This window comes from Flagellimonas sp. S3867 (genome assembly GCF_014698935.1).
Lineage (GTDB): Bacteria > Bacteroidota > Bacteroidia > Flavobacteriales > Flavobacteriaceae > Flagellimonas.
In genome coordinates this window covers 265,104-287,810 of record NZ_JACVMN010000003.1, presented here as the reverse complement: position 1 = coordinate 287,810, position 22,707 = coordinate 265,104, and the positions used below count along the sequence as shown (strand labels likewise).

Annotated in this window: 21 protein-coding genes; 4 read left to right on the top strand and 17 right to left on the bottom strand. The window is 39.2% G+C overall.

What is annotated here, in order from left to right:
* Window positions 1–80: 80 nt before the first annotated feature.
* From IAG46_RS14690 to cyoE, 13 genes are all read right to left on the bottom strand, one after another.
* Complete coding sequence (locus IAG46_RS14690) at window positions 81–1,310, bottom strand: ABC transporter permease (protein ID WP_190811145.1); 1,230 nt, start codon at window positions 1,308–1,310, stop codon at window positions 81–83.
* Window positions 1,303–2,004 carry an ABC transporter ATP-binding protein gene (locus IAG46_RS14685; RefSeq protein WP_190811144.1) on the bottom strand — a complete coding sequence of 234 codons (702 nt, stop codon included), beginning with the start codon at window positions 2,002–2,004 and terminating at the stop codon, window positions 1,303–1,305. Before IAG46_RS14685 ends, IAG46_RS14690 begins: the two co-directional genes overlap by 8 nt.
* Before the next feature lie 97 nt (window positions 2,005–2,101).
* Window positions 2,102–3,214: an efflux RND transporter periplasmic adaptor subunit gene (locus IAG46_RS14680; protein ID WP_190811143.1), complete on the bottom strand. Its 1,113-nt coding sequence runs from the start codon at window positions 3,212–3,214 to the stop codon at window positions 2,102–2,104.
* A 37-nt stretch (window positions 3,215–3,251) separates the two neighbouring features.
* On the bottom strand, window positions 3,252–4,511 hold the full coding sequence (locus IAG46_RS14675; RefSeq protein ID WP_190811142.1) for an ABC transporter permease: 1,260 nt from the start codon (window positions 4,509–4,511) through the stop codon (window positions 3,252–3,254).
* A 26-nt stretch (window positions 4,512–4,537) separates the two neighbouring features.
* Entirely contained in the window at window positions 4,538–5,782 is a 1,245-nt protein-coding gene (locus IAG46_RS14670; RefSeq protein ID WP_190811141.1) for an ABC transporter permease, read from the bottom strand.
* Between the two features lie 114 nt (window positions 5,783–5,896).
* On the bottom strand, window positions 5,897–6,109 hold the full coding sequence (locus IAG46_RS14665; RefSeq protein ID WP_190811425.1) for a hypothetical protein: 213 nt from the start codon (window positions 6,107–6,109) through the stop codon (window positions 5,897–5,899).
* Window positions 6,110–6,117: 8 nt separating this feature from the next.
* The gene (locus tag IAG46_RS14660) at window positions 6,118–6,654 is read right to left on the bottom strand and encodes a DUF420 domain-containing protein (RefSeq protein ID WP_190811140.1); all 537 of its coding nucleotides are present in this window, start codon (window positions 6,652–6,654) and stop codon (window positions 6,118–6,120) included.
* Window positions 6,651–7,397: an SCO family protein gene (locus IAG46_RS14655; RefSeq protein WP_190811139.1), complete on the bottom strand. Its 747-nt coding sequence runs from the start codon at window positions 7,395–7,397 to the stop codon at window positions 6,651–6,653. Before IAG46_RS14655 ends, IAG46_RS14660 begins: the two co-directional genes overlap by 4 nt.
* Window positions 7,375–8,010 carry a hypothetical protein gene (locus tag IAG46_RS14650; protein ID WP_190811138.1) on the bottom strand — a complete coding sequence of 212 codons (636 nt, stop codon included), beginning with the start codon at window positions 8,008–8,010 and terminating at the stop codon, window positions 7,375–7,377. Before IAG46_RS14650 ends, IAG46_RS14655 begins: the two co-directional genes overlap by 23 nt.
* A 68-nt stretch (window positions 8,011–8,078) precedes the next feature.
* Complete coding sequence (locus IAG46_RS14645; protein ID WP_190811137.1) at window positions 8,079–8,462, bottom strand: cytochrome C oxidase subunit IV family protein; 384 nt, start codon at window positions 8,460–8,462, stop codon at window positions 8,079–8,081.
* A 48-nt stretch (window positions 8,463–8,510) separates the two neighbouring features.
* Complete coding sequence (locus tag IAG46_RS14640; protein ID WP_190811136.1) at window positions 8,511–9,485, bottom strand: cytochrome c oxidase subunit 3; 975 nt, start codon at window positions 9,483–9,485, stop codon at window positions 8,511–8,513.
* Between the two features lie 92 nt (window positions 9,486–9,577).
* Entirely contained in the window at window positions 9,578–10,159 is a 582-nt protein-coding gene (locus IAG46_RS14635) for a cytochrome c oxidase subunit 3 (RefSeq protein ID WP_190811135.1), read from the bottom strand.
* Between the two features lie 4 nt (window positions 10,160–10,163).
* The gene (gene cyoE / locus IAG46_RS14630; RefSeq protein WP_190811134.1) at window positions 10,164–11,066 is read right to left on the bottom strand and encodes a heme o synthase; all 903 of its coding nucleotides are present in this window, start codon (window positions 11,064–11,066) and stop codon (window positions 10,164–10,166) included.
* 127 nt (window positions 11,067–11,193) lie between these two features.
* On the opposite strand from cyoE, the gene IAG46_RS14625 reads away from it, so the two are divergent.
* The 4 genes from IAG46_RS14625 (at window position 11,194) to IAG46_RS14610 (ending at window position 13,858) form a co-directional block, all read left to right on the top strand.
* On the top strand, window positions 11,194–12,075 hold the full coding sequence (locus IAG46_RS14625; RefSeq protein ID WP_190811133.1) for an MBL fold metallo-hydrolase: 882 nt from the start codon (window positions 11,194–11,196) through the stop codon (window positions 12,073–12,075).
* 23 nt (window positions 12,076–12,098) lie between these two features.
* The gene (locus IAG46_RS14620) at window positions 12,099–12,938 is read left to right on the top strand and encodes a LytTR family DNA-binding domain-containing protein (RefSeq protein WP_190811132.1); all 840 of its coding nucleotides are present in this window, start codon (window positions 12,099–12,101) and stop codon (window positions 12,936–12,938) included.
* A gap of 50 nt (window positions 12,939–12,988) precedes the next feature.
* Complete coding sequence (locus IAG46_RS14615; RefSeq protein ID WP_190811131.1) at window positions 12,989–13,387, top strand: DoxX family protein; 399 nt, start codon at window positions 12,989–12,991, stop codon at window positions 13,385–13,387.
* A 99-nt stretch (window positions 13,388–13,486) separates the two neighbouring features.
* Window positions 13,487–13,858, top strand: coding sequence for a SnoaL-like domain-containing protein (locus IAG46_RS14610; protein ID WP_190811130.1), 372 nt, complete (start codon window positions 13,487–13,489; stop codon window positions 13,856–13,858).
* An 83-nt stretch (window positions 13,859–13,941) separates the two neighbouring features.
* Here the strand turns inward: IAG46_RS14610 and IAG46_RS14605 are convergent, their stop codons facing one another.
* The 4 genes from IAG46_RS14605 to sprA all read right to left on the bottom strand — a co-directional run bounded on the left by IAG46_RS14605 (window position 13,942) and on the right by sprA (window position 22,704).
* Window positions 13,942–14,646 carry an energy transducer TonB gene (locus IAG46_RS14605; protein ID WP_190811129.1) on the bottom strand — a complete coding sequence of 235 codons (705 nt, stop codon included), beginning with the start codon at window positions 14,644–14,646 and terminating at the stop codon, window positions 13,942–13,944.
* A gap of 52 nt (window positions 14,647–14,698) precedes the next feature.
* A complete protein-coding gene (locus IAG46_RS14600) occupies window positions 14,699–15,049 on the bottom strand; it encodes a VanZ family protein (RefSeq protein ID WP_190811128.1) in 351 nt (116 codons plus the stop codon).
* A gap of 49 nt (window positions 15,050–15,098) precedes the next feature.
* Window positions 15,099–15,479 (bottom strand): glycine cleavage system protein GcvH, encoded by a 381-nt coding sequence (gene gcvH, locus IAG46_RS14595; protein WP_190811127.1) that lies wholly within the window; start codon window positions 15,477–15,479, stop codon window positions 15,099–15,101.
* Between the two features lie 115 nt (window positions 15,480–15,594).
* Window positions 15,595–22,704: a cell surface protein SprA gene (gene sprA, locus IAG46_RS14590; protein WP_190811126.1), complete on the bottom strand. Its 7,110-nt coding sequence runs from the start codon at window positions 22,702–22,704 to the stop codon at window positions 15,595–15,597.
* Window positions 22,705–22,707: the final 3 nt, after the last annotated feature.

The window sequence follows — 22,707 nt, the reverse complement described above, 5'->3', positions numbered from 1 at the left end:
TAGTATAGTCCTAAAAGCGTTTTTGCCTAGTGTATTAAATACTTCAAACCATAAGTCCCTATCAAATAACCACATACTACTTATTTATCACTTAGTGCAACAATTGGTTTTACATTAGCAGCCTTAATGGCTGGCAAAAGCCCTGCAAGAACCCCTGCAACAATCAAAATTATGGTTGCAGTTAATATGGTTGAAACTTCAACTGATGGGTTGCTAAACGCCTGTGTCTCTATATTTGGCCCTATTGCCGCTAATATTATCCAAGCAAATAACAATCCAATAAACCCAGAAAGTGTAGTAATAAAAATGGATTCCAAAAGAACTAGGTTGACAATCTGTTTTGGTTTCGCTCCTAAGGCCTTTCGTACTCCAATTTCTTTAGTACGCTCTTTAATAGAAACAACCATAATGTTCCCAATACCCACAATGCCTGCAAATAATATCAAAAAACCAACAAAAACACTCATCATACCCAAACCATTTGTGAAATTACTAATGTCGTTAAATGCTTCAGCATAATTCCAGATTCTGATTCCAGCTTGATCTTCTGGTGCTACCTTATGCCTTCGTTTCATGATATCTTCCAAACGTCCTGAAAACTCCAATGCTTCGGTTAAATTATATGATGGATTATAGGTTAATGCAATTGCATTGATATTGTCCGTATTCCCATAAATTCTTTGATAGGTACTAACTGGTGCATAAATCCTTCTTTCCGCGTTGTCATCACCTTCATCTATAAATACTCCAATAATGCGAAACGGCAGTCCATTGAATTCGGCAAAATTTCCTACAGGTTCCTCATCTTTAAATAAATCTTCAGCTACTTTTTTCCCGATGACGGCAACTTTGGATTTATTTGTATGATCAGCTTCATTAAAAAATCTCCCTTTGGTGATGATAAGTTTTTCAATTGCCTGAAATTCAGGATGCACTGCTTGAACTGGGTATGACCCCGTTTCACTCTTATACCTTCCTACTGTGTTTGAAAAATAACGCGCGCTTAAATATTCGATGTCACTTGGAAAACTTCTCTTAATGTATTCAATATCATCATTATCTAATTGAATACGACGACCCTTTTCAAAACCTGCATAGGCTTTAGAGGTTGCTCCAGGCCTAATAAAAATAGTATTGGTGGCATCATCATTGAATTGGTTGGTAAAACCATTTTGCATACCATTGACCAAACCCAGAAGTAAGACCAGGATAAATATGGCCCATCCCACAGAAAAACCTGTCAAAAAAGCCCTTAATTTGTTTTTCTTGAGGGTATTGAATATTTCCTGCCAAATATCTCTATCAAACATATTGTTCGGCCCTAACTTGCTTTACCTTTTTGTCTTCAACAATCACCCCATCTTTTAAATGGACGATGCGTTTGCACATATGTGCTATATCTTCTTCGTGAGTTACTACAAGAATTGTATTTCCGTCATCATTAATTTTTTGAATCAAATCCATGACTTCGTAAGATGTTGTACTGTCAAGTGCTCCTGTTGGCTCATCTGCCAAAAGAACTTTGGGTTCTGCAGCCATGGCCCTTGCAATGGCCACACGCTGTTTTTGACCTCCGGAAAGTTCACTTGGCAAGTGGGTTGCCCATTCCTTTAAACCAACTCTTTCCAAATATTTGAGCGCCTTTTCTTGTCGTTCTTTTCTAGGAACTCCTTGGTAATATAGTGGTAGTGCAACATTCTCCAAGGCACTCTTATAATTTATCAGATTAAAGGATTGAAAAACAAAACCCAAAAACTTATTTCTATATTGTGCTGCTTTGGTTTCGCTCAAATCTTTGATGGGTACACCATCCAAGGTGTACTCACCGCTATTTGCTCCATCGAGCATACCCAATATGTTTAATAAAGTAGATTTACCAGAACCTGAAGACCCCATAATGGCCACCAGTTCTCCAGCTTCAGCTTTAAAATTTATTCCTTTTAATACATGAAGGGAATTGCTGCCCATTTTATAGGACTTATGTAGATCGTTGATTTCTATCATGATTGGTGCTATTAGCTATCTGGCATTTTAACTCCTGTAATATGACTTACAAGTTGTTAAAATGTTACAAGATTATTTGAAATTTTTTGTTAAAAGGTTAATCTGCATTTTCTTCTTCCTCAATGGCGTTCCAAACTTTGATCCTATCTTCTATATCAAGTCCGGATTTTACCTCTACGAAAATGCCATCACTGACACCTAATTCGATTTCCCTGCGTTCAAATTGTTGTTCGGAAGTTTCCACCTCCACATAGGGTTTTTTGGTCTCATCATCAAATTGGACCAAAGCTTCTTTTAAAGCCAAAACACTATCTGCCCTAGCTAGTATAATAGAAGCATTGGCACTGAGGCCCGCTCTTATAAAGATGGAATCTTGTTTTTTTAGTGTCCCTTTGATTTCAAACTGAATGGCACCGTTCTCTTCTTTTCCCTTGGGTGCTATATAATCAAGCACTGCATCAAAAACCTTGTTTTCGATTGCACCCACGGTTATTTCAAGAGGCAACTCCTCTTTTATTCTACCTACCTCGGATTCATCAACTTTTCCTTCAAAAATCATCTTTTCCACGTCCGCTATAGCGGCAATTGTGGTTCCTTCATTAAAGTTGTTGCTTTCTATAACTTGGTTGCCAACTTCCACCGGTACTTCCAAGACCATTCCGCTAACAGTAGATTTAATCAAGGTATTGGCCGCATTACCGAATCCAGATGTAGTCCCAGTTTTCACAATATCGTATCGCTTGTTTGCCGCACCATAAGATTGTCTTGCCTGATCAAAAGCCACTTGTGCACGTTCCAAATCAGCTTTTGAAATTACTCCCTTGTCAAAAAGTGACAACTGCCTTTCATAATTTCTTTTTTGGTCGTCCAGATTGATTTTAGATTCATCAATGGAATTTTTAGCATCGTTTAAGGCGTTCAAATTGGGCACCACCTTTATTTTGGCCAACAAATCGCCCGATTTCACATAGTCGCCACCTTCCACATAAATTTCCTCGATTACACCTGAAATGTTGGGCTTGATCAAAACTTCTTCCAAAGGAAGGATACTACCTGTGGCCACTGCTTTTTTGACAATATTCTTTTTTGAAAGTTCTTCTATCTCATAGACGACCGGGTCCTCAGCATTTTTTTGATAGAGATAATACATGGATCCCCCAAAAACAACTATGATGAGCAACAAGATGATGATGGTTACTGACTTTTTCATTTTATTTTCTATGGTTTATTTTGATTGATTGATTTTTTTATTCTGTTCGTAAGGCTTCAATAGGACGCACCCGTATGGCACTGTTCGCTGGAATGAACCCTGCGAGCAATCCTGAAATCATTAATATCATTAAGGCTCCGCTTACAACACCCACACTTACATTTGGATTGATGAACATATCAACAGGTCCTACACTATCCAACAACGAGTTGATACCGTAGATAACCAGCGATCCGAAAATAATTCCGACCATACCAGAGATTATGGTCAAGAATATCGATTCCATCAGAATCTGTTTTTTAATGGACCATGGTTGTTCTCCGAGTGCTCTTCGAATTCCGATTTCCTTGGTGCGTTCTTTGACCACTATGAGCATAATATTGCTCACCCCAATAATTCCGGATAGCAGCACCATAATACCAACGATGTAGGCAATGGCCTTTAAACCTACAAAAAGACTTTCCACCCTGTTGTACTGTTCATAAAGGTCGAAATAACCTATTGCCCTTTTGTCCTCGGGATGTACCTTGTGTCGTTCCCGCATAACATTGATAATATTGTCTTTCAATTTTGATATTGAGCTTCCATCTTTTGCGGTGATAGCCATCCACCCCACATCTTCTCCTCGATTAAACGCCTGGGAGAAAGCGGTGAATGGAACAAATATTTCTTTTTGGGAGTCCTCTCCATTACCATCATTGCTATTTTTCTTATACGACCCAATTACCATAAAATTGACCCCTTGGATTTTGATATAAGTGCCTAAATATTCTTCATCCTTTTCATATAAATCGTTGAGAACCCCTCTTCCGATTACAGCAACTTTACGTCTTTCGTTAATATCATTGTAATTTAAAAATCGGCCGGAAGTTATGGTCATGGGGTCTTGATTGATGATCTCAGGGTAATCTCCATAAACACTGTATGCTCCGGTCCGAATACCTCTTACAACATTATTACCTCCTCCAGTTCCTCCTTGATGATTTCGCGGTGAAACAAAGCGTAGGTTGGGTACATTGTCCCAAATGGCCTGAACGTCACTCACTTTGAACTCAAAACTTCTATCCTTGGGTAAACCTTCGTATGGTTTGGTAGTTCTACGTGTCCACATGAACATGGTATTGGTAGCAATATCGCCAAAATCTGCTCTAATTCCATTCTCAAAACCTTTCCCTGCCGCTAACAGAACAATTAGAATAAAGATTCCCCAGCATACGCCAAATGCAGTCAGTATTGTTCTACCCACATTGCTCGTGAGTACCTCCAATATTTCTCTCCATCTATCTCTATTGAACATCTTGAGTTATTCTACCGGTTACTTAATTATTCATCCCTTAATGATTCTATGACTTGTACTCTCGCCGCTCTTAATGCAGGCACCAACCCTGCAAGTGCACCCGCAAAAACCAAAACCAAAACAGTTGAGAAGGCTACTTTGAAATTTACCGATGGATTCATTACATAATCTATTTGTACATGGGGACCCAATATTTCGAGAAGGGCCATGCTAAAAATCAAACCAGAAAATCCGGAAATGGCCGTAACAAAAACGGATTCGTGCAAAATCATTCCCACGATGGACCAAGGTTTGGCCCCAAGGGCTTTACGAATACCTATTTCGCGTGTACGCTCCTTAACCACAATGAGCATTATATTACTCACACCGACTACTCCTGCAATTATGGTACATCCTCCAACAAACCAAAAGAATATTTTCATGCTATTGGTTATTCCGTAATATCTTTTGGCTTCTTCCATGGCGCTCCATACGTTCATGGCAGCATCGTCATCTGGAGCTACGGTATGTGATTGTTGCAAATAAGATCTTAAGTCATCTTTGAATTTCACAGCCTGTGCAACAGCTTGATCAAAGTTTTCGACCTCAGGTAGGGTATATGATAAACTGTTTACTCTATCTCCCCCATTAAAAACCCTTTGCGCCGTTGTAATGGGAATGTAAATTCTTTCTTCTTCCCTGTCTTGCATTTCTCCAAAAACTCCAACTATTTTAAATGGTATTCCTGAAATTTCGATGAACTCCCCCACTGGTGAATCGACATCGGCAAATACATCCTTTTTAATTTTATCACCTATTACCGCTATCTTACCTGTGGAATTTTCATCTTGGAAATTTATAAAGCGTCCTTCCCTCATTTTGGGGCCTTCTATAAACTGAAAATCGGCACTAACGCCCTGAACACTATAAACAAGAGATTCTTTACCATAATTCACGGTAATGTTTCGCACAAATATCCGGGGAGATTTATACTCAACCGTCTCTTTGAACATAGAAGCCGTATTCTCGAAGTTATCGTTGTTGAACTGGATACGTCTTCCTGGATTAAGACCTTTAAATTCTTTTGAGGTAACTCCCGGCCAAGCCCAAACGCTTGTGGTGGCATCTTGCTTGAATTCGTGCTCAATACCATTTTGCATGCCTTGGCCAAAGCCCAACAAAATAACAAGAATGAAAATACCGGATGCGACGGAAAGTCCCGTCAAAAAAGTTCGGAGTTTGTTCTTCCTAATGGTGTCAAAAATTTCTTGCCACCTTTCAATGTCGAACATGATGGTTGGTGTTTGATGATTGATGAAATACGTTAACGTACCCAAATATGACAAAAGTTATGTCATATTGTTACACTTTAAAGGTAAAAAAAGTGTTAAAACTTTAAAAATATGCTAGTTACGTAGTTTTCTATATACAAAATAGAAAAGACCTCCCACCAAAATATATGGAATTGCCATTAGGTAAACGATTCCATTATTGATTCCTTCGGCGGTATTGCCATCAACTTCACTTTCGACCACTGCACGGCACATGGCACATTGCGCCTCGGTTATTTGGGGAAGCGCCATAAAAATAAGCAACAGTATAAAAAATCTGGTTTTCACGGCTAAAGTCAATATTGATAGTATGGTGAAATCATAAGATACACAACAACCCCGGTAACGGCAACATATAACCAAATAGGAAATGTATATTTTGCCCATTTTCTATGGGCTTTATAATTTTCTAAATATCCTTTGGAATAGGTAATCAGCACCAAGGGAATTACAGCAATTGAAAGTAGAATATGGGTGAGCAAAATAAAATAGTATATGTAACGCAAGACTCCTTCTCCTCCATAGGATGTGCTTTCTGAAGTCATATGGTAAGCCACATACATGACCAAAAATAATGCGGAAAGTAAAATACATGTTGTCATCAATCTTTGGTGAATTTTTCTTTTCCCATTTTTAACTGCCATTACAGCTGCAAAAAGCAAAACAGCGGTAAGTCCATTAATTGATGCATAAATCGGAGGTAAAAAAGTCAATGGTTCTGCATTGGGTATCTTGTACATAAAAAGCAGCGCCACAAGTAATGGAACGGCAATGGAAACGGCGGTAATCCATCTTTTAAATTGCTTTTCATTTGCTGAAATTACTTCCTTCATTTCTCCAACAATAATTTTTTAATATCCTCTTTTAACATTGTTATCTGCTGTGCTTCGCCCTCAGCATTCACGCCCTGTTTTTCGGTGATCGTTCCACGGTAATAGATTAAAGGATTTCCATGTGCATCGTCTCTAGATCTGATATAACCTTGTTTATCTACCAAAGCGAACATACCTGAATGTTCGAACCCGCCCGGAGCATCCTCAACTTCGTTGGCTACAATATAAAACCCTTCTTGTGCCAGTTCATATATAGCATCTCTATCTCCGGTCATTAAATGCCAATCTGCATTTACGATTTCATATTTCTCAGCATATTTTTTGAGAATGCGTGGAGTATCGTACCGAGGGTTTATGGTAAACGATGCTACGCCAAAATCTTTATCATCCTTAAAAGTATCTTGAAGTTCCACCAAATTTCTTGTCATAATAGGACAAATGGTGGGGCAGGTGGTAAAAAAGAACTCGACCACATATACTTTACCTAGGTAATCTTCATTGGAGACCAATACGCTATCCTGATTTAAAAAGGAAAAGGGTGGAACCTTTCTTTTTTGACCATTCCCAATGATAAAACCCAATTCTTTTTGAGGCGAATGGACACTCATTCTATCTTTTTCCACAACATCACCTTCTTTGAGTTTCTTGGTCATTTCGTACACCGCAAAAATGCCGAAAATCAAAATTACGGCAGACACCCATACGTAGTTGTATTTCTTTTTACTGTTCGCTCCTATTGGCATTGTTTTTCTTTAGTGCTAGACGATATTCTGCAAGAATAATCTTTACATCGTCTTCCATTTTGTTATTCAATTCGGCTACAGAGGTTGTATTAAATCCGTATTTGACACCTTCATCCTCATCATCATTTCTTCCCCTAAGATTCAATTCTTTATCCACTATAAAAACATAAGGAGTGCCCATGTCTTCATCTAGCTGCAATCCTGTTTGCATAGCATTGAAAAATGAAATTATCTCTTGGTTGGTGCCAAAGGCAAAATTCCATTTTGTGACATCTGACAACTTTCCCAACTCCTTTTTTAACGCAGCGGCCTTGCTCTCCGTGCCTTTAGGAACAATCATAATAAACTGTAAATCGTTGAAATCTCCGAATCGTTTATAAATTTTTTGGTTCAGGTTGAAGGCATTTCCCCTTCTATTTTCAATATCATTCCCTAAAAATCCAAGAATGGTTATTTTGTTTTCAAGTTTAACCTCGCCCTCAAAATTAGATAGTTCGGGCAAATTTGTGGTAAGTATCGGAAGCTTTCCAAAGTTGTTCACTCCGGACGCAAAGAATAGGTAGGCCACCAGTGGAAGTACAAACAGAACAACTAAAACAAAAGTCTTTTTCATCAGAATCTGGGTTGTACAAAAATAAAAAAGACGGTTTAAAACCGCCTTTTTCATTTGTTAATACTTTTCTAGAAGTTCCAGGCCAAAAACCCTTCTTTAAATACGGTGTAAATATAATCCGCTTCAAAAAGCAAAATAAACACCAAATAACATATCAAAAATATTGGAGTCCATACAATAGCTCTACGCAAGGAACTTCTTTCATCACGCAAGTGCATAAAGTCCCAAGCAATGTAATATGCTTTTACTAAAGTAAGAATGATGAATATCCAATTGAGTAGTTTCATTCCAACAAAGAAATTCTGCGTTAAAAACGCAGGTTTTACAATACCCAGTCCTACTTCTACCGCAGTGACTATGGTAAGAAAAATCAATACTCCCCATATTTTTTGGATATTGTTTTTAAACTTTACAAGTCCTCTAAAAATTTCCAGTTTATGTTCGTGTGCCATTATATTGTTATTGATTGGATTCCTGCCTTCGCAGGAATGACATAAAAATTATACCAAATAAAAGAATGTGAATACAAATACCCATACTAAATCTACAAAGTGCCAGTACAGACCAACTTTTTCTACCATTTCGTAATGTCCTCGCCGTTCATACGTTCCTAAAATGATATTAAAAAAGATGATAATGTTGATAAGCACTCCTGAGAATACGTGAAATCCGTGGAATCCCGTTATGAAAAAGAAAAAGTCGGCAAATAAACGGCTCCCGTATTCATTGTGTATTAGGTTTGCACCTTCTACAACTTGTGTTGCATTTTTGAGTTTAGCCAAGGATTCTTGACGAGATAACAAAGTTTTTTCACCTTCTTCATTGATTGTCTCGGTACGAATCAAAATGTTAGGTGTTGCTTTAAATCCTGCTACTACCTCATTTAAAGAAAATGAAGTTTTATAACCATCTTGCATAAACCATACACCTTCACTTTTCTCGTGTTTCACCCTATCTTCGGGCAATGCCTTTGAAAAATCGGCCAAAGCAGCTCTTTCGCCAGTCTCTGCATCTACAAATTGAAGTATTCTTCCTCCTTTAGTCTCCAACGCTCCATAGTCACCTTTTATAAAAGTGGCCCATTCCCAAGCTTGTGAACCAACGAATATTGCACCTCCAATTATTGTAAGGAACATATACAGAATTACCTTTTTCTGCATCATTTTGTGTCCTGCATCCACAGCAAGTACCATGGTCACGGATGACATAATCAAAACAAAGGTCATAAAGGCTACATAAATCATGGGATAATTTCCATGGAAAAAGGGTACGTGGGTAAACACCTCATCGGCAATTGGCCAAGTTTCGATGAACTTAAACCTTGAAAAACCATAGGAAACCAAGAAGCCAGAAAAGGTCAAGGCATCCGAGACAATAAAAAACCACATCATCATTTTTCCGTAGCTAGCGTTCAATGGCTGATTTCCGCCTCCCCAAACGCTTTCTTCAGTACCGGTAGTCACCGTTGTATCCATATAAAAGGTCGTTTTAATAAAACTTTCACAAATTTACATCTTTTGACGTATTCGAAAAGATAAAGTTGAATGAAAACTAAATCGATTCAATTTTATTTCACGAAATACATAAATAGTATTAAATACACCCAAAGAAAATCCAAAAAATGCCAGAATGTGGCACCAAGTTCCAATCCTAACATGTTTCCCGGCATATATTTTCCACGCAATTGTTGCACTAAGACCACCAAAAGTGAAATGAGACCCGCCACCAAGTGGGCAATATGCACTGCAGCGATCAAAAACACATATGACATTTTAATATTACTTGTGGGACCTGTAAAGTAATATCCGTTTTCCACCATTTGTGAGAATCCCAAAAACTGCAGAATAATAAATGTTATCCCCAGAACCAGGGTAATGATCAAAAACAGTGTTCCTTTGGACTGATCATTTCTACTCACGGCAAGTTTGGCCAAAAAATAGGTGACACTACTTATTAAAAGAACACCTGTACTAATTAGAAATGCCTGGGGTAAATCGAGATCACTTATCCAATCTTCCCGCTTACTGCTTACAATGTAAGCACTGGTCCAACCGGCAAATCCCATAATCAAACTCACAATACCAAACCACAGCATCATTTTTTTTGCGCGACGGTTTTTTACTTCAATATCTACTTCTGTTAAATCCATATGTTTAGCTAACAAACTTATCTATTACGTATATTATTTGAATGAGTGAAATGTAGGTGACACTGGCCAACATTAATTTTCTTGCCGATGCATTGTCCCTTTTCTCATACAGCTTAAAGGCAAATATCAACATCACCAATCCGGAAATCAATACTATCACCGCAGCTGGAATGGTCAAGTGCAATCTTCCAGTAAAACCAAAGGCAGGCATAACAGAAATAACAATCATCCAAATGGTGTATAAAATGATTTGAAGTGCTGTTCCTGCATCTTTCTTTCCTGTGGGCAACATTTTGAATCCGCCACGCTTATAATCTTCATCCAACATCCATCCCAACGCCCAAAAGTGGGGAAATTGCCAAAAAAACTGAATCATGAACAAAGTTCCCGGCTCAATACCAAATTCGTTTGTGGCCGCCACCCAACCCAACATAAAGGGAATGGCCCCCGGGAATGCCCCTACAAAAACCGAAAGTGGCGTCTTGGTCTTTAGCGGTGTGTATACGCTGGTGTACAAAAAAATAGAAATGGCGCCGAACATGGCCGTTTTCGGACTCAACATAAACAAAGCAACCACACCAACAATCGTTAATGTCACAGCAATAAACATAGCCATCTGTACCGACATTCTTCCTGCGGGGATTGGACGGTTTTTGGTGCGCTGCATCAACGCGTCCAAATCTTTTTCAATAATTTGATTGAAGGCATTGGAGGCTCCAACCATACAATACCCTCCAAAGGCAAGTAATAGCACTGAGATTAAATCAATCTGGAACGCTCCCAAAAAATAACCAGCGATGGAAGAAAAAACCACGCTAACGGCCAGCCTGGCTTTAGTGATTTCCTTAAAATCGGCAAAAGTCAAAGACAAAGGAGTATTTTTTATGGAACTTACGGTGGGTTTCATCCACAAATTCAATTGGCTGGCAAAGATAACGTCGCCATATCTCATTTCCAACCTATTGTCTGTCTTTATGTTATTTTTGAAATGACCTTACGTCCAATTAATCAAATTCAAACCTAAAACTACAGCTATGCGCGCTTCCTTATTTTCCATGGTATTCCTTTTAGCACTTTCAATTTACAGCCAAGATGTTTCTATTTCAATTGACACCTTGAGCCAAAAGACCTTTATGTTAACGGGAAGAGGTGGTAATATTGGAATTTATGTAGGTAATGATCAAGTGTTCATGGTGGATGATCAATTTGCGCCATTAAGCAATAAAATAAAAGCTGCCATTTCCACTTTGACCGATAAACCCATTTCATATTTGGTAAATACGCATATGCATGGCGACCATACCGGCGGTAATATTAATTTCAATACAGAGAATACTACTTTAGTTGCCCATGACAACGTTCGGAAAAAACTTGAAGTAAATGGACAAAAAAAGGTCGTAGCTAATAAAATGAGCCAGGGGGACTATGAAAAAAGCTTGCCAGAAATTACGTATTCTGAAGGAATGACCTTTTATGATGGTGATGAAACCATAATGGCCTTTCATGTTCATAATGCGCATACCGATGGGGACACCATGATCTATTTTGTAAATGAAAATGTGTTGCATATGGGCGACACTTATTTTTCTGGACGATACCCCTACATTGACCTAAATAATGGTGGCAGCGTGCAAGGTTACATCGCAGCCCATAAAAAAGCACTGATGGTCATCGATGAGAATACCAAAATTATACCCGGTCATGGGAGGCCCTCCAACCAAAAAGAATTAGGAACCTACACAAAGATGCTGGAAGACATACAAACTATTGTTCAAAAGGAAATTGATGCGGAAAAAACTCTAGATCAAGTTAAAAACAATAAATCCCTCTTGTCTAAATATGATGCTACGCATGGCAATGGGTATATAAATCCTGAAAAGATGCGAGAGACGGTGTACAAGAGCTTAACCAATTAATCACATTATAGCATAAAAACCTATTGAGAAAAAAACTGGTAAAAGTCTACAACAACAATAAATCCTTTAAAGCCTTTGTTTGGATTATTTTAGGAGGCTTTGGCACAGCCCTATCGGTTTTTTTAAGAAATAAAATCATTTACGGACAATATGACAACCCCCCAACACTATTGTTTGCTCCGCTACTTTTCGAATATCTTTCTTTCTCCCTGGTTGCTTTTTTGTTCCCTTGGAGTTGGAACTTAAAAAAAGATAATAAGACGCTACGGGCCTTATCGGTTGGCCTTACAGGACTAATTTTTGTCCTTATCTATTTTTTTATCCTATCAATAATCGAGTGGTATGCAAGGGGCCAAGGTTACGATCTCTGGATGAGCTATAGATTCATGCTACTACATTCCTCCATTTTTACATCTATAGTTTATGCGGCAATCGCGGCTATCTTATTCTTTTTGGGAGTGGTCAACATTACCAGTAAACCCATTTCTTATTCGGATAGAATTCCGTACCGTATTCGGAATGATCATTTTTTTGTTGAAATTGACAACATTGTTTTTTTTGAGTCAGAAGGGAACTACGTATCTGTGCATTCCAGCGATGGAACCAAAGTTTTGATACGAAAGAAAATTGGTGACCTAGAAAGTGAACTGAACCCCACCAACTTTCTAAGGGTGCATCGAAGAACCATAATCAATACCAAAAAGCTTACATCGTACACTATTGATCCTAATGGTGGATATTTGATTCGCTTCGAAAACGGGGAAAATTCAAAAGTTAGCAAGAGTTATTCCCAAGTTTTCAAAAAGTTTATAGCCGAATCCAAACTTCCATCACAAAAATTGGGTAAGTCATCACATTTCTAAGCTTGACTTTCCGATGACATTTAATTTTAGGTCAATTAAATTGATTTAAAATGAAATATCTATCACTTGTAAGAGCAAAGCTCACAAAACTACAACCTGTCCTTATTTGGATAATGACAGCTTGGTTTGCCCATTCAATGATTCTCAATGGCGCCCGAAAGCTCGACCCTGATGGTTTTTGGACCAATGCTTTCAACGACTGGGGCTATGCTGTTTGGTTTCGCGTATTGGTTGGAATCCTTGAGGTCGGCGGGGGTCTGCTCCTTTTAATTCCCAAAGTACGGCATTGGGGCGGATTGATTCTAGCTCCCGTTATGGTCGGTGCTTTAATTACAAGGTTAATTCATGGAACCGTATATGATGATGCTATATTTCTTGTGTTTGTGGTTGCAAGTTTGTTGTATTTCACTTCTTATCTCCCATCAAAAACAGCAACTCCCAATACTTAGGGAAATCAATAACAGTTTTCGGGAAAAATCGACTAACAAAAAGGTCTGTCTGACAGCTATTTTTGCTCAAAATAAGTTATTAACCTAAACATTTTAAGTATGGAAACTACAATACAGGAGCAAGAATTGCTGGCAAATGCAAACCAAGTAACGAACCTATTGGCTGAAGGAAAATTCATTGAAGCCATGGAAAATTACTTAGCTGATGATGTGCAACTTTTCGAAGGAAACAATGCAGCAAAAGTTGGTAAAGCTTTTTGCCTTGCTGAAGAACAAAAATTATTGGACACGGTAACCGCCTTCCATGGCTATAAAGTTACTAGTGGTCCTGCTGTAAAAGGTGATACTACATTTTATGAAGCAGTAATGGAGTTTGATACCAACGACGGAACACAACATAAGTTTGAGCAGGTTGTTCGCACCCAATGGAAAGACGGAAAAATCATTAACGAGCGTTATTATCACGCTTAATCCATATATATTCAAACAAAAAAAGCCCTAGTTTTTCAACTAGGGCTTTTCCTATTCCCGCCTCGACAGGAACATAAAATCTTTTATTGTAGCTTAAAAGTAATTGGAATACTAAAAGGAACTTTTACAGCTCTACCTCTTTGCTTACCAGGAGTCATTTTCGGTAACTTCTGAATGATACGAAGAGCTTCTTTTTCCAAATTCTTGTCCGGTCCACGCATTCTAATATTACCGATGCTTCCATCTTTCTGAATAACGAAAATTACGTTTACTCTTCCTTGAACACCCATTTCTTGGGCAATTTCAGGGTAACGGAAGTTTTTACGGATATGCTTCTGCATCATTTCCTGGAAACAGGCCTTCTTATTATTGGACCTTTCGCATCCAGGGAAAACAGGTACATCTTCAATCACAGCAAATGGAACCGAAATATCTTCTTCAACTTCCTCAACCTCTACCTCTTCAACTTCCATTACTTCTTCCTCTTGGCTAGTTTCGGTAGACTCGATAACGGTTTCTTCAACCTCTTCCTCATCCTCAACAACCTCAATTACTTCGGGGGCAGCTGGTGGCGGTGGCGGTGGCGGTGTTTTGATTTGCTCCGTCATTGGTACCTCTTCGTCCAACTGATCCTCAACATTCATTGAGATATCGTAATCATTGCTTTTATCGTATTTCTTCCATTCCATGGCTCCATAAACCAACCCCAAAACAGCTGCCAACCCTATGACAAAATAGAGCGAACTGTTTTTTCCTACATCTGCTTTTGGATTCTTTTTTAGTTCCATTGTTTTGATTTTAGTATTTGCTAATTTAATATTTAATTGGTTAAATAAACAATTAAAATTCCCATTTTAACGGCCTTTCTTTAGAAAAATACCATTTAATTAAGCCAACTCCTACAATTGCTCCGAAGGTATTGGCAAGAACATCGCCGAATTCTGCCATTCGATTTGTGGTCAGTGTAAATTGTAATACCTCAATAAGCATACCATAAAACACAGCTATAAAACCCATTAAAATTGCAGCTTTTTCCAATTTCAAAGCACCTCGCGTACGTTCGCGAAGAAAAAGGCATCCCAAAATAGCAAAAATCAAATAAAAGGTAAAATGGGTAATCTTATCGGCATAGGGGATGTTCAATTCACCGGTATCCAAATCTAGGCCAGAAAAAGAAAATAAGCTGAGCATTGTAATAAACAATATCCAGCTTATGAATAAAAAGGTGAAAATGTGAGTTTTAAGCACCAATCAATGCCTTATAGTCCTCGTCGCTCATTAATCCTTCAGTTTCCGAAAGGTCACTCATTTTAATTTTGATCATCCAACCTTCTCCATAAGGATCAGTGTTCACTTTTTCAGGCTCGTCTTCAAGAATCTCGTTAAATTCGATAATCTCTCCGCTCAAGGGCAAAAACAAGTCTGAAACTGTTTTTACGGCTTCAACGGTACCGAAGACCTCTTCTTTATCTAAGGTCTCATCTACAGTTTCAACTTCTACATAAACAATATCGCCCAATTCGCCCTGGGCAAAATCTGTGATCCCAACTGTGGCAACATCGCCATCGATTTTTACCCACTCGTGATCTTTGGTGTATTTTAATTCTGCTGGTAAATTCATTGTTCCATTTTGTTTGAGTACGCTGACAAATGTAACAGATAAAGCATAGCTTTTCAAGTAAATTCTACAACAAAAATTATTGACAATACGAAGGAAGCAAACCTAAGTGGTAAGATTAATTTCCAAAGTTGTACCTGAGGGTAAAACCTGTATTAATGGTAGTCTGTGGGAAAGCTGTGGACACGGCAAATTGCGAGAATGAGTGATCATAAAAGAACAAGGCATTCAAGTTTTTGCTCAAAGCATAGTCTGCCGTGAATTTCACGGACATTAATTTTTGACCGGAAGTTATCTGGTTATTGTCAATATCCAGATTTCGGATTATAGTAATATTATCCCGAAGGGATAAATCGGCTTTTAGGTTCAAATCTCCTTTAAGTCTGGTTTTTTCTCCTCCAATATTGGTCACGAATTTTACATCTTTAAATCGATACCCTAGGCCCAAAGTGTATTCTTTACCGTTGATTTCTGTCAAAAGGTTATTATCAAAACTCAATGACAACGTTCTATCTGTACGTACCTCGGCCAAAAAGCTAAAGGAATTTTTCATTTCAAAATCCATACGTACCAAAGGACTGAACTGATCTGTCAACACCACATTATTTATAACGTTTTCCGGTAGAAAGTCTCCCGTTTCTGAATCTATAGTAGAATTTTGACGTTCTAAATTGGTCTGAAATGAGTTAATACTATACGCTGCCCGATATCCATGACTCAAAGAAAAACGCTTAAATTTCTTTTTAAACCATCTGTTCTTCATTAAACCCGTATACTTGATATTCCAATTGGGGATAGGAATTTCCCTCATCGCATCCAGATTCACCCGATTCACATCTTGACCAGTATACGCAGCAAAAAACGCAGGTAACAACACCTCTTGCTGGGTCTTTCCATAACGTTCAGGGAATCCATCTGGGTCCAGAGTGCCAGGGTTCTGTCCCCTATCTGAAACCAATCTGTTTGCAATGGTGATTCTGTTCTCCTTGAATTGCTCAAAGGTTTTGGAGTCAAATTCGTCGCTCTTATTGAAAATGGTTCCGATCATCACTGTGGAAATACTGAAATTTCCTAATTCATTAATTAGTCCATTGTTTCCATTTATCCACTCTTCCGGACTGAAATTTTCTTGTAGACTGCTAGAGAATTGTCTATCCGCGGTTAAATCTATGGTCAAATCCTGTGTTGGTTGGGCGGTAGCGGTAATGTTCAACTGCCTGTTGACATTACGCATATATTGTGAGTTAAATTCTGGAAAGGTCGTCAGCCAACCATTTCGGGCGGCTTGGAAACGAACATCGGCCTGACTTCCGAAAACAAAACCAAAAGTAGGACGTGTTGTTCCTATAAACCCAATGGATTGTGTATATCCCGGTAGTACTATACCTCGATTTTCACTATAGTTTACATTGACCCGTTTTACCATGGTCACAATATCAACTAAGGTATTAAAGGCTTTGCTTGTTTTCTTGGGAGATTTTTGATCTTCAGCACCTGATGCCGGATTCCCCGCTTTATCTCTTCTTACAGCTACTTGATTCGCAGTAACCTTTCCATCGCGCTTTTTCAAACCTAAAAAGTCGTAAAAGCGCTGCATGGTCAAATTTGCCGTTAGGTTGTGTGTACTTGCATTTTGCACGGTATTGATATCCTCTCCAGCAACTTCATTCAATGCATCTCCGCCTCTCTGCCAATCAAAATTACTGGTGTAAGTGTATTGGGAGTTGATAAAATTCAAAAAGGGTATTTTATCAAAGGGCAGCTCATAGTTCAACTGCATTTGTTGGGAATGTCGATTGGGTTCTCCCACATCGAAAAATCCATCCCATAAATCCAACTCTTGATTGATTCCCGAATTGGAATCCCCATCTAAATTGAAATAATTTCTAACAATGTTGTTATTGGATCCCGTCAAGTTCAACCTCAATGATTTGGTAAGATTGTAGTTGAGTGCATATTGCCAATTGAACAAATAGTTACGCTGTTGCAATAATGGCAGTTCTAAAGCATCCACACCTGGTTCCAATACATCTCTAAACCGTTGTTGATTGAATGATCTATTTAAATTGGCATTTACGGACAAACTGGTCGGCAACAAATTAAAGTTAAGTTCCTTGAGCCATTGCCAATATTTTCCCATTAAAAGGGAATCGTTTTTAACAAATGGGGAGACGGTAGCAGGTTTAAAATTGTGATTGTACACAAACCCGGTGTTCACATTTTGATCGCGTAGGTCCGCCACTTCAAAATCTCTGTGGTTGGTCTCGTTATAGGAATAGTTGAAGGTGAAGTTTTCCACATCAAAAAAGTTTTCTTTGGCTTCTTCTCCTCTATTTTTTCGAACTCCAATAAGATTTATGCTTGTTCTTTTAGTGTAGTCTTCAGCTTGTTTTTTGATGGTTTCGGCATCTTCTGCCGTCGCCGCAGCCGCAATTCGATCATCCAATTTAAGATCATCATAAACTGGATCAAATTCAGGAGTGATCAAACTTTCCGAAATACCATAGTTAAAAGGAATCTGTATTCCCCATTTTTTCGGGAGCAATTGACCAACATTTACATTGGTGACCACATCATACGCAATTGCATCTTCTCGTGAACGTTCGTTGGGCATTTGATCAATAGAGCCAAAACCGGAGGTGCTTCTACTTCCTGTAGCCGTCACATTGGCAAAGTCGGCCATGTTGGCATCCAAAGCTGCGATAGCTGCCCAGCCACCGTTGTTATCCAAACCGGCCAAACGCAATTCGTTAAACCAAACCTCGCCACGGGCGGGTAGATTATCAATGTTCTTCACACCCACCATCATTCCACGTAGGCTTCCCAAAGACGGATTACCTCGTATTCCTATACGCAACCTTCCCAGGGTCCGTGGATCAAACTCATTAACAGGAACAGCTACGCCATCAACAATTTCGTAGTAATTAATCTGGTTAAGGCTTTGTTCTGCAATCCCTCTGGACTTGACTTTGTTCAAATCACTCAAGTCGATGTCAATTTGGTTGACATCGGGCCAAATTTCATCTGCTGATGTTACATTGAATGAGGTAAACTGGAGCGGAAGTTCTATTTGGTAGAAGTTTTCAGAGAAATCCGTACCAATTCGAAGGAAACCGACCAAAGGGGTATCATCATCCGAATAATCCCCGTTTAATATTTTTTCGGCGTGCATAAACATTTTAATACGCTCATACTGCCTTACATCCATATTGACATTTTTGAAAACGCCCCTTGCATCTTGTGGTTCCAAGTTTTCCACCACAAATGATAAGGACTGTTCATTTTGACGGATGATTGTATTGTTGTTGTTCAACTGCTCCCTGATCACTCCAGGAGGTAAAACATAGGGAATGGGTTGCCTACCAAAATTCTCTTCAATATTCACAGTGTTAACATCGGTAACTGTACCATCGTCTGACGGATCGTTATCAATATCGGGTTGCAAAGAATTTGTATACGTCCTCCAATCGCCACGCACTAGATCCAAGGTGGCAAAACGAAGCACAACATCGTTGGAGAAACCGGTAAGGTACATCCGCATAAAACTCACAGAACGAAAATCGGTAATTCCGCCAACTGCTTGCGTGAAATCACTCAAAGGAATTTTATATTGTATCCATCTTCTGTTCAGCTGACCTCCATTGGGCAGTGTTGGTGTTAAACCTTCACGAATATCAGTTACATATTGATCATCGATGGTGGTATTTGGTCTGATCTGAATGCGGTACTCAAAATAGCTGTTTACCGTGTTCATCGTTAAATCTCTATCAATATCCTCTACGTCGGGTAAAGTTGTAGACCCTCGATTGGTATTGGTCACTGCTACCGGCGAGTTACCTTGAGGGTTGTTAAAGTCGATATAGCGTTCCAAGATACTTCCTTCCCTGTTCAAATAGTACTGGTAGTTGTCCAGTGCCGGGTCTTCGCTTGGACCATTATAAATGGTTTGCTCATTTGCATCATCCAGTCCATCCAATCCAACATCTTGAAGGGCCCTGTTATTTTCATCGGCATCAAAAGCATAAACCAAAGATTGGGTGGAAGGAACCTGACCCCAAATGGTTTGCCTTGGCACTTCGTTGTTTGTAGTTGCCGGAAGTCCGTTCTCGTATTGTTTTCGCCCGTCTCTTAAGATATCTTCGGAAATATTTCCGAGGTTGAATACCAATTCACCAACATTGCCATCAGTAGTTTCACCATCTATATAAGGATCTAGCACCCAAAACTGTACAAATTCCACATTGGATTGTTCAAAATTGGTGCTGCTCAGCGGTCGTGTAATCCCAGCCCATTTTTCTACAGGAGTTTCCCCAACAAAGTCCGGATTGGCATTATAAGGTCCTTTTTGATTTGGGTAGTACGCCAAATCCAGAGTGCCCTGAACTTGGGTCTGCCCTTGTGCTATATCGGTCTCCGTGAATATTTCGTTGATGAACACCCTTCGGGTGGTGTTTAAGGAAACATCGTTATCGGATAATCCAGTAGGTCTTTGATTGGTATAAAAAATGGGGTCGATAGTATACCAAGCCATTTTGGCTCGCTCATAACCCACATCAATATCAGTTCTATCTTGTAAAAATTCCACTGGCGGACTTGCCAAAGACCATCCTAGCGAAGATCGGATATCAATCAAGGCCTGTGCACCTTCAAAATCATCAATATAGGTTGTGGTTTCTCCTTGAAAATCTGCATTCTTGGGAGAATTAGGTTTTAAGACCGCAACTTCTCCCCTAATGGAAAGGTTGGAGGGCACATCTGTATCTATATTCGGCAATTTGTTTGCCAAGCGAGTCAAAAATGGGATTTCCGTGCTAAAGTTTCCATTCAGTCCAAAGATGGTATTGTTGACCGGTTCTACTCCAAAGTTTGATTTTTGGGTCAATGGACGTTCGTTCAAATTCAATAAGGTTCCTCCCAAAACGAAGTTTTCGTTGAATTTGTGTTCTACATTGATTCCGGTGAATCTTCGTGTTTGTTGTCCGAAAACCGCGTTGTTTTCTACTGAGATATTTATCGGTGTATTGGAGGCCTGTAAACTTGGGTCCAAAATCTGGACGGTTCCGGCTTGATAGTTTACTGTATAGTCTATTCCCTCTTGTAATTGTCTGCCTCCTGCGGTCACTCTTACTGATCCCCTGGGCACATTGAATGCTCCAATCGGGATACCATTGTTTCCTTCGGATTTATATCGTCCTTTTATTTGGAAACGGTTTTTTTCGGCATCTTGTAAAGAAGCGGCCTTGGTTTTGGCATACATATTTCGGAATACATACCGCTGCTGGTTTACATTGTAGCCCTGATCGTTTTCTACATCATAGGTTCCACCTCCAAGTTCACCAAAGAGATACTCACCAAAAGGTTCCACTTTTGTGAAAATTATACGTCCGGATTGCGTGTCCACGGTAATGCCCGGAACATAATCAAAGAAACCATCTCCTCCCGGTTGCACATCATTGTACACATTTAACCGGTCTAGATTGAAAACATCTAAAAGGATACGTTCTTCTAACCCGACAGGCCAACCTGCATTGGGGTCAACGGGGGTGATATAGTTTCTTGGCGTAGGGTCTGAATATAAAATATTCAGCTTAAAATCTTCTTGACTTAATTGAAATGCTCCTGTGGAATAAATATTCTTCATCATCAAATCCCAAATAGGGTCTTCCACATTGGTGATATTACTTTTTAGTAACTTCAGAATCAAAGTATTGTTTTCGATGATTGGGTTAACTCCACCGGAGACTGTTGTGGCATCAATTCCGCCATTGGCAAATTCACCCACTTGGAAAACTTGGCCATCTATGGTATACTGAAATGCAACACCCAATACTTCATCATTGCTCAAACGCTGATTCAATGAAATATAGCCCAATTGTGAATCGAACTGATAGTCTCTTCCAATCTCCAACTTTCGGGCATTTTCCAAAATGGCGTAATCAAACCCTTGGTTCACTTGATAACCAGGGACATTGAAACCTTGTTCTACGGTAGCAATATCACGTATTGATGTGGTCAATGCTCCGGTTCCAATTTCATTCGGGTCAAAATCATTGGCTCCGTTTTGGGGATATCCCGTGGCTATTGCAGCTGGATTGAAGAATCCTGCAGGAGCTCCACCGTTAATACCAATTCGGGTTTCATTTTCCAATGCCTCTCCCAAATCTTGAATGGCAACTACATTTCGCACATTCAAAGTTTGCTGATTTCTGTTGGTGACCCACACCTCAAGCCTGGTTATTTGGACCTGACTTCTTATAAAAGGATAATTTTCCAATGCCTGATCATAATTGCCCCTAAAGTATTGGGCCAAGAAAAAATGTTTGTCCTCATCATAATCTAAAGCGGTCAGGGAAAACTCATTGAGTGTTCCTCCTCCTTGGGCCACAACGGTATTGTTTTGAGAACGTTGCTCCGAGAATACTGCAGTAACTGTAGTCCTTCCGAATTGTAACTGGGTTTTTACGCCAAAAAGGCTCTGCGCTCCCGAAATCAATGAACTGTTGAGAGGCATATTCACGTTACCGATCTCTATTTTGCGCAGAATATCATCATCATCTGGAGTATAGTCCAACTTCACCAAATTCTGGAAGTCGAAAGTAGCTTCTGTATCGTAGTTGGCCGTTACCTGCAAACGCTCTCCTACTTTCCCCAACAAACTCAAACTGATTCTTTGGTCAAAATCAAAAGAAAGATTGGTCCTGTTACGTGGTGAAAGTGCCGGATTATCATTTTTTTGCCATAAGACGCCTAAATCCATGGCCACTGAACCCTGTGGTATCACTTCTATAGTGTTACCTCCAAAAATGGATTCAAAAAAGTTATTATTGACGTAAAAGTTGGGCAACAAGTTTTTTCTAGCTTCTTCAGAACCTTGTTTCTTTCCTACAAAAGCATCTATCTTTTGTTTGAAATAGGTTTTCATCTGCTCTTTTTGAACTAGATCATAATATTGTTCTGGGGTGAGAATTGTGGGATAGCTAATATTGAAATCCCCAACACTTTCGGTATAAATGTAGCGGTCTAACTTAGGGTCGTAGGTGTATTTTGCTATGATGCTATTGGGATTCTCCAAAATCAAACGCCCTAGAGCCACTCCTGTTTGCACAGAGTCTTGAACCTGGACATCAGTTTCTTGCCCCATACTGGTGATGGTGGTAAGTAAACCTACAACAAAGAAAAAGTGCCTAAATCTTAACGATCTAAGTATTGGTTTTGCCCCTCTTTTCAAACT

Bases quoted from the DNA above. Each gene is read 5' to 3' on its own strand.
- IAG46_RS14690 (WP_190811145.1), bottom strand. From the start codon at position 1,310: ATGTTTGATAGAGATATTTGGCAGGAAATATTCAATACCCTCAAGAAA.
- IAG46_RS14685 (WP_190811144.1), bottom strand. From the start codon at position 2,004: ATGATAGAAATCAACGATCTACATAAGTCCTATAAAATGGGCAGCAAT.
- IAG46_RS14680 (WP_190811143.1), bottom strand. From the start codon at position 3,214: ATGAAAAAGTCAGTAACCATCATCATCTTGTTGCTCATCATAGTTGTT.
- IAG46_RS14675 (WP_190811142.1), bottom strand. From the start codon at position 4,511: ATGTTCAATAGAGATAGATGGAGAGAAATATTGGAGGTACTCACGAGC.
- IAG46_RS14670 (WP_190811141.1), bottom strand. From the start codon at position 5,782: ATGTTCGACATTGAAAGGTGGCAAGAAATTTTTGACACCATTAGGAAG.
- IAG46_RS14660 (WP_190811140.1), bottom strand. From the start codon at position 6,654: ATGAAGGAAGTAATTTCAGCAAATGAAAAGCAATTTAAAAGATGGATT.
- IAG46_RS14655 (WP_190811139.1), bottom strand. From the start codon at position 7,397: ATGCCAATAGGAGCGAACAGTAAAAAGAAATACAACTACGTATGGGTG.
- IAG46_RS14650 (WP_190811138.1), bottom strand. From the start codon at position 8,010: ATGAAAAAGACTTTTGTTTTAGTTGTTCTGTTTGTACTTCCACTGGTG.
- IAG46_RS14645 (WP_190811137.1), bottom strand. From the start codon at position 8,462: ATGGCACACGAACATAAACTGGAAATTTTTAGAGGACTTGTAAAGTTT.
- IAG46_RS14640 (WP_190811136.1), bottom strand. From the start codon at position 9,485: ATGGATACAACGGTGACTACCGGTACTGAAGAAAGCGTTTGGGGAGGC.
- IAG46_RS14635 (WP_190811135.1), bottom strand. From the start codon at position 10,159: ATGGATTTAACAGAAGTAGATATTGAAGTAAAAAACCGTCGCGCAAAA.
- cyoE (WP_190811134.1), bottom strand. From the start codon at position 11,066: ATGAAACCCACCGTAAGTTCCATAAAAAATACTCCTTTGTCTTTGACT.
- IAG46_RS14625 (WP_190811133.1), top strand. From the start codon at position 11,194: ATGCGCGCTTCCTTATTTTCCATGGTATTCCTTTTAGCACTTTCAATT.
- IAG46_RS14615 (WP_190811131.1), top strand. From the start codon at position 12,989: ATGAAATATCTATCACTTGTAAGAGCAAAGCTCACAAAACTACAACCT.
- IAG46_RS14610 (WP_190811130.1), top strand. From the start codon at position 13,487: ATGGAAACTACAATACAGGAGCAAGAATTGCTGGCAAATGCAAACCAA.
- IAG46_RS14605 (WP_190811129.1), bottom strand. From the start codon at position 14,646: ATGGAACTAAAAAAGAATCCAAAAGCAGATGTAGGAAAAAACAGTTCG.
- IAG46_RS14600 (WP_190811128.1), bottom strand. From the start codon at position 15,049: ATGCTCAGCTTATTTTCTTTTTCTGGCCTAGATTTGGATACCGGTGAA.
- gcvH (WP_190811127.1), bottom strand. From the start codon at position 15,479: ATGAATTTACCAGCAGAATTAAAATACACCAAAGATCACGAGTGGGTA.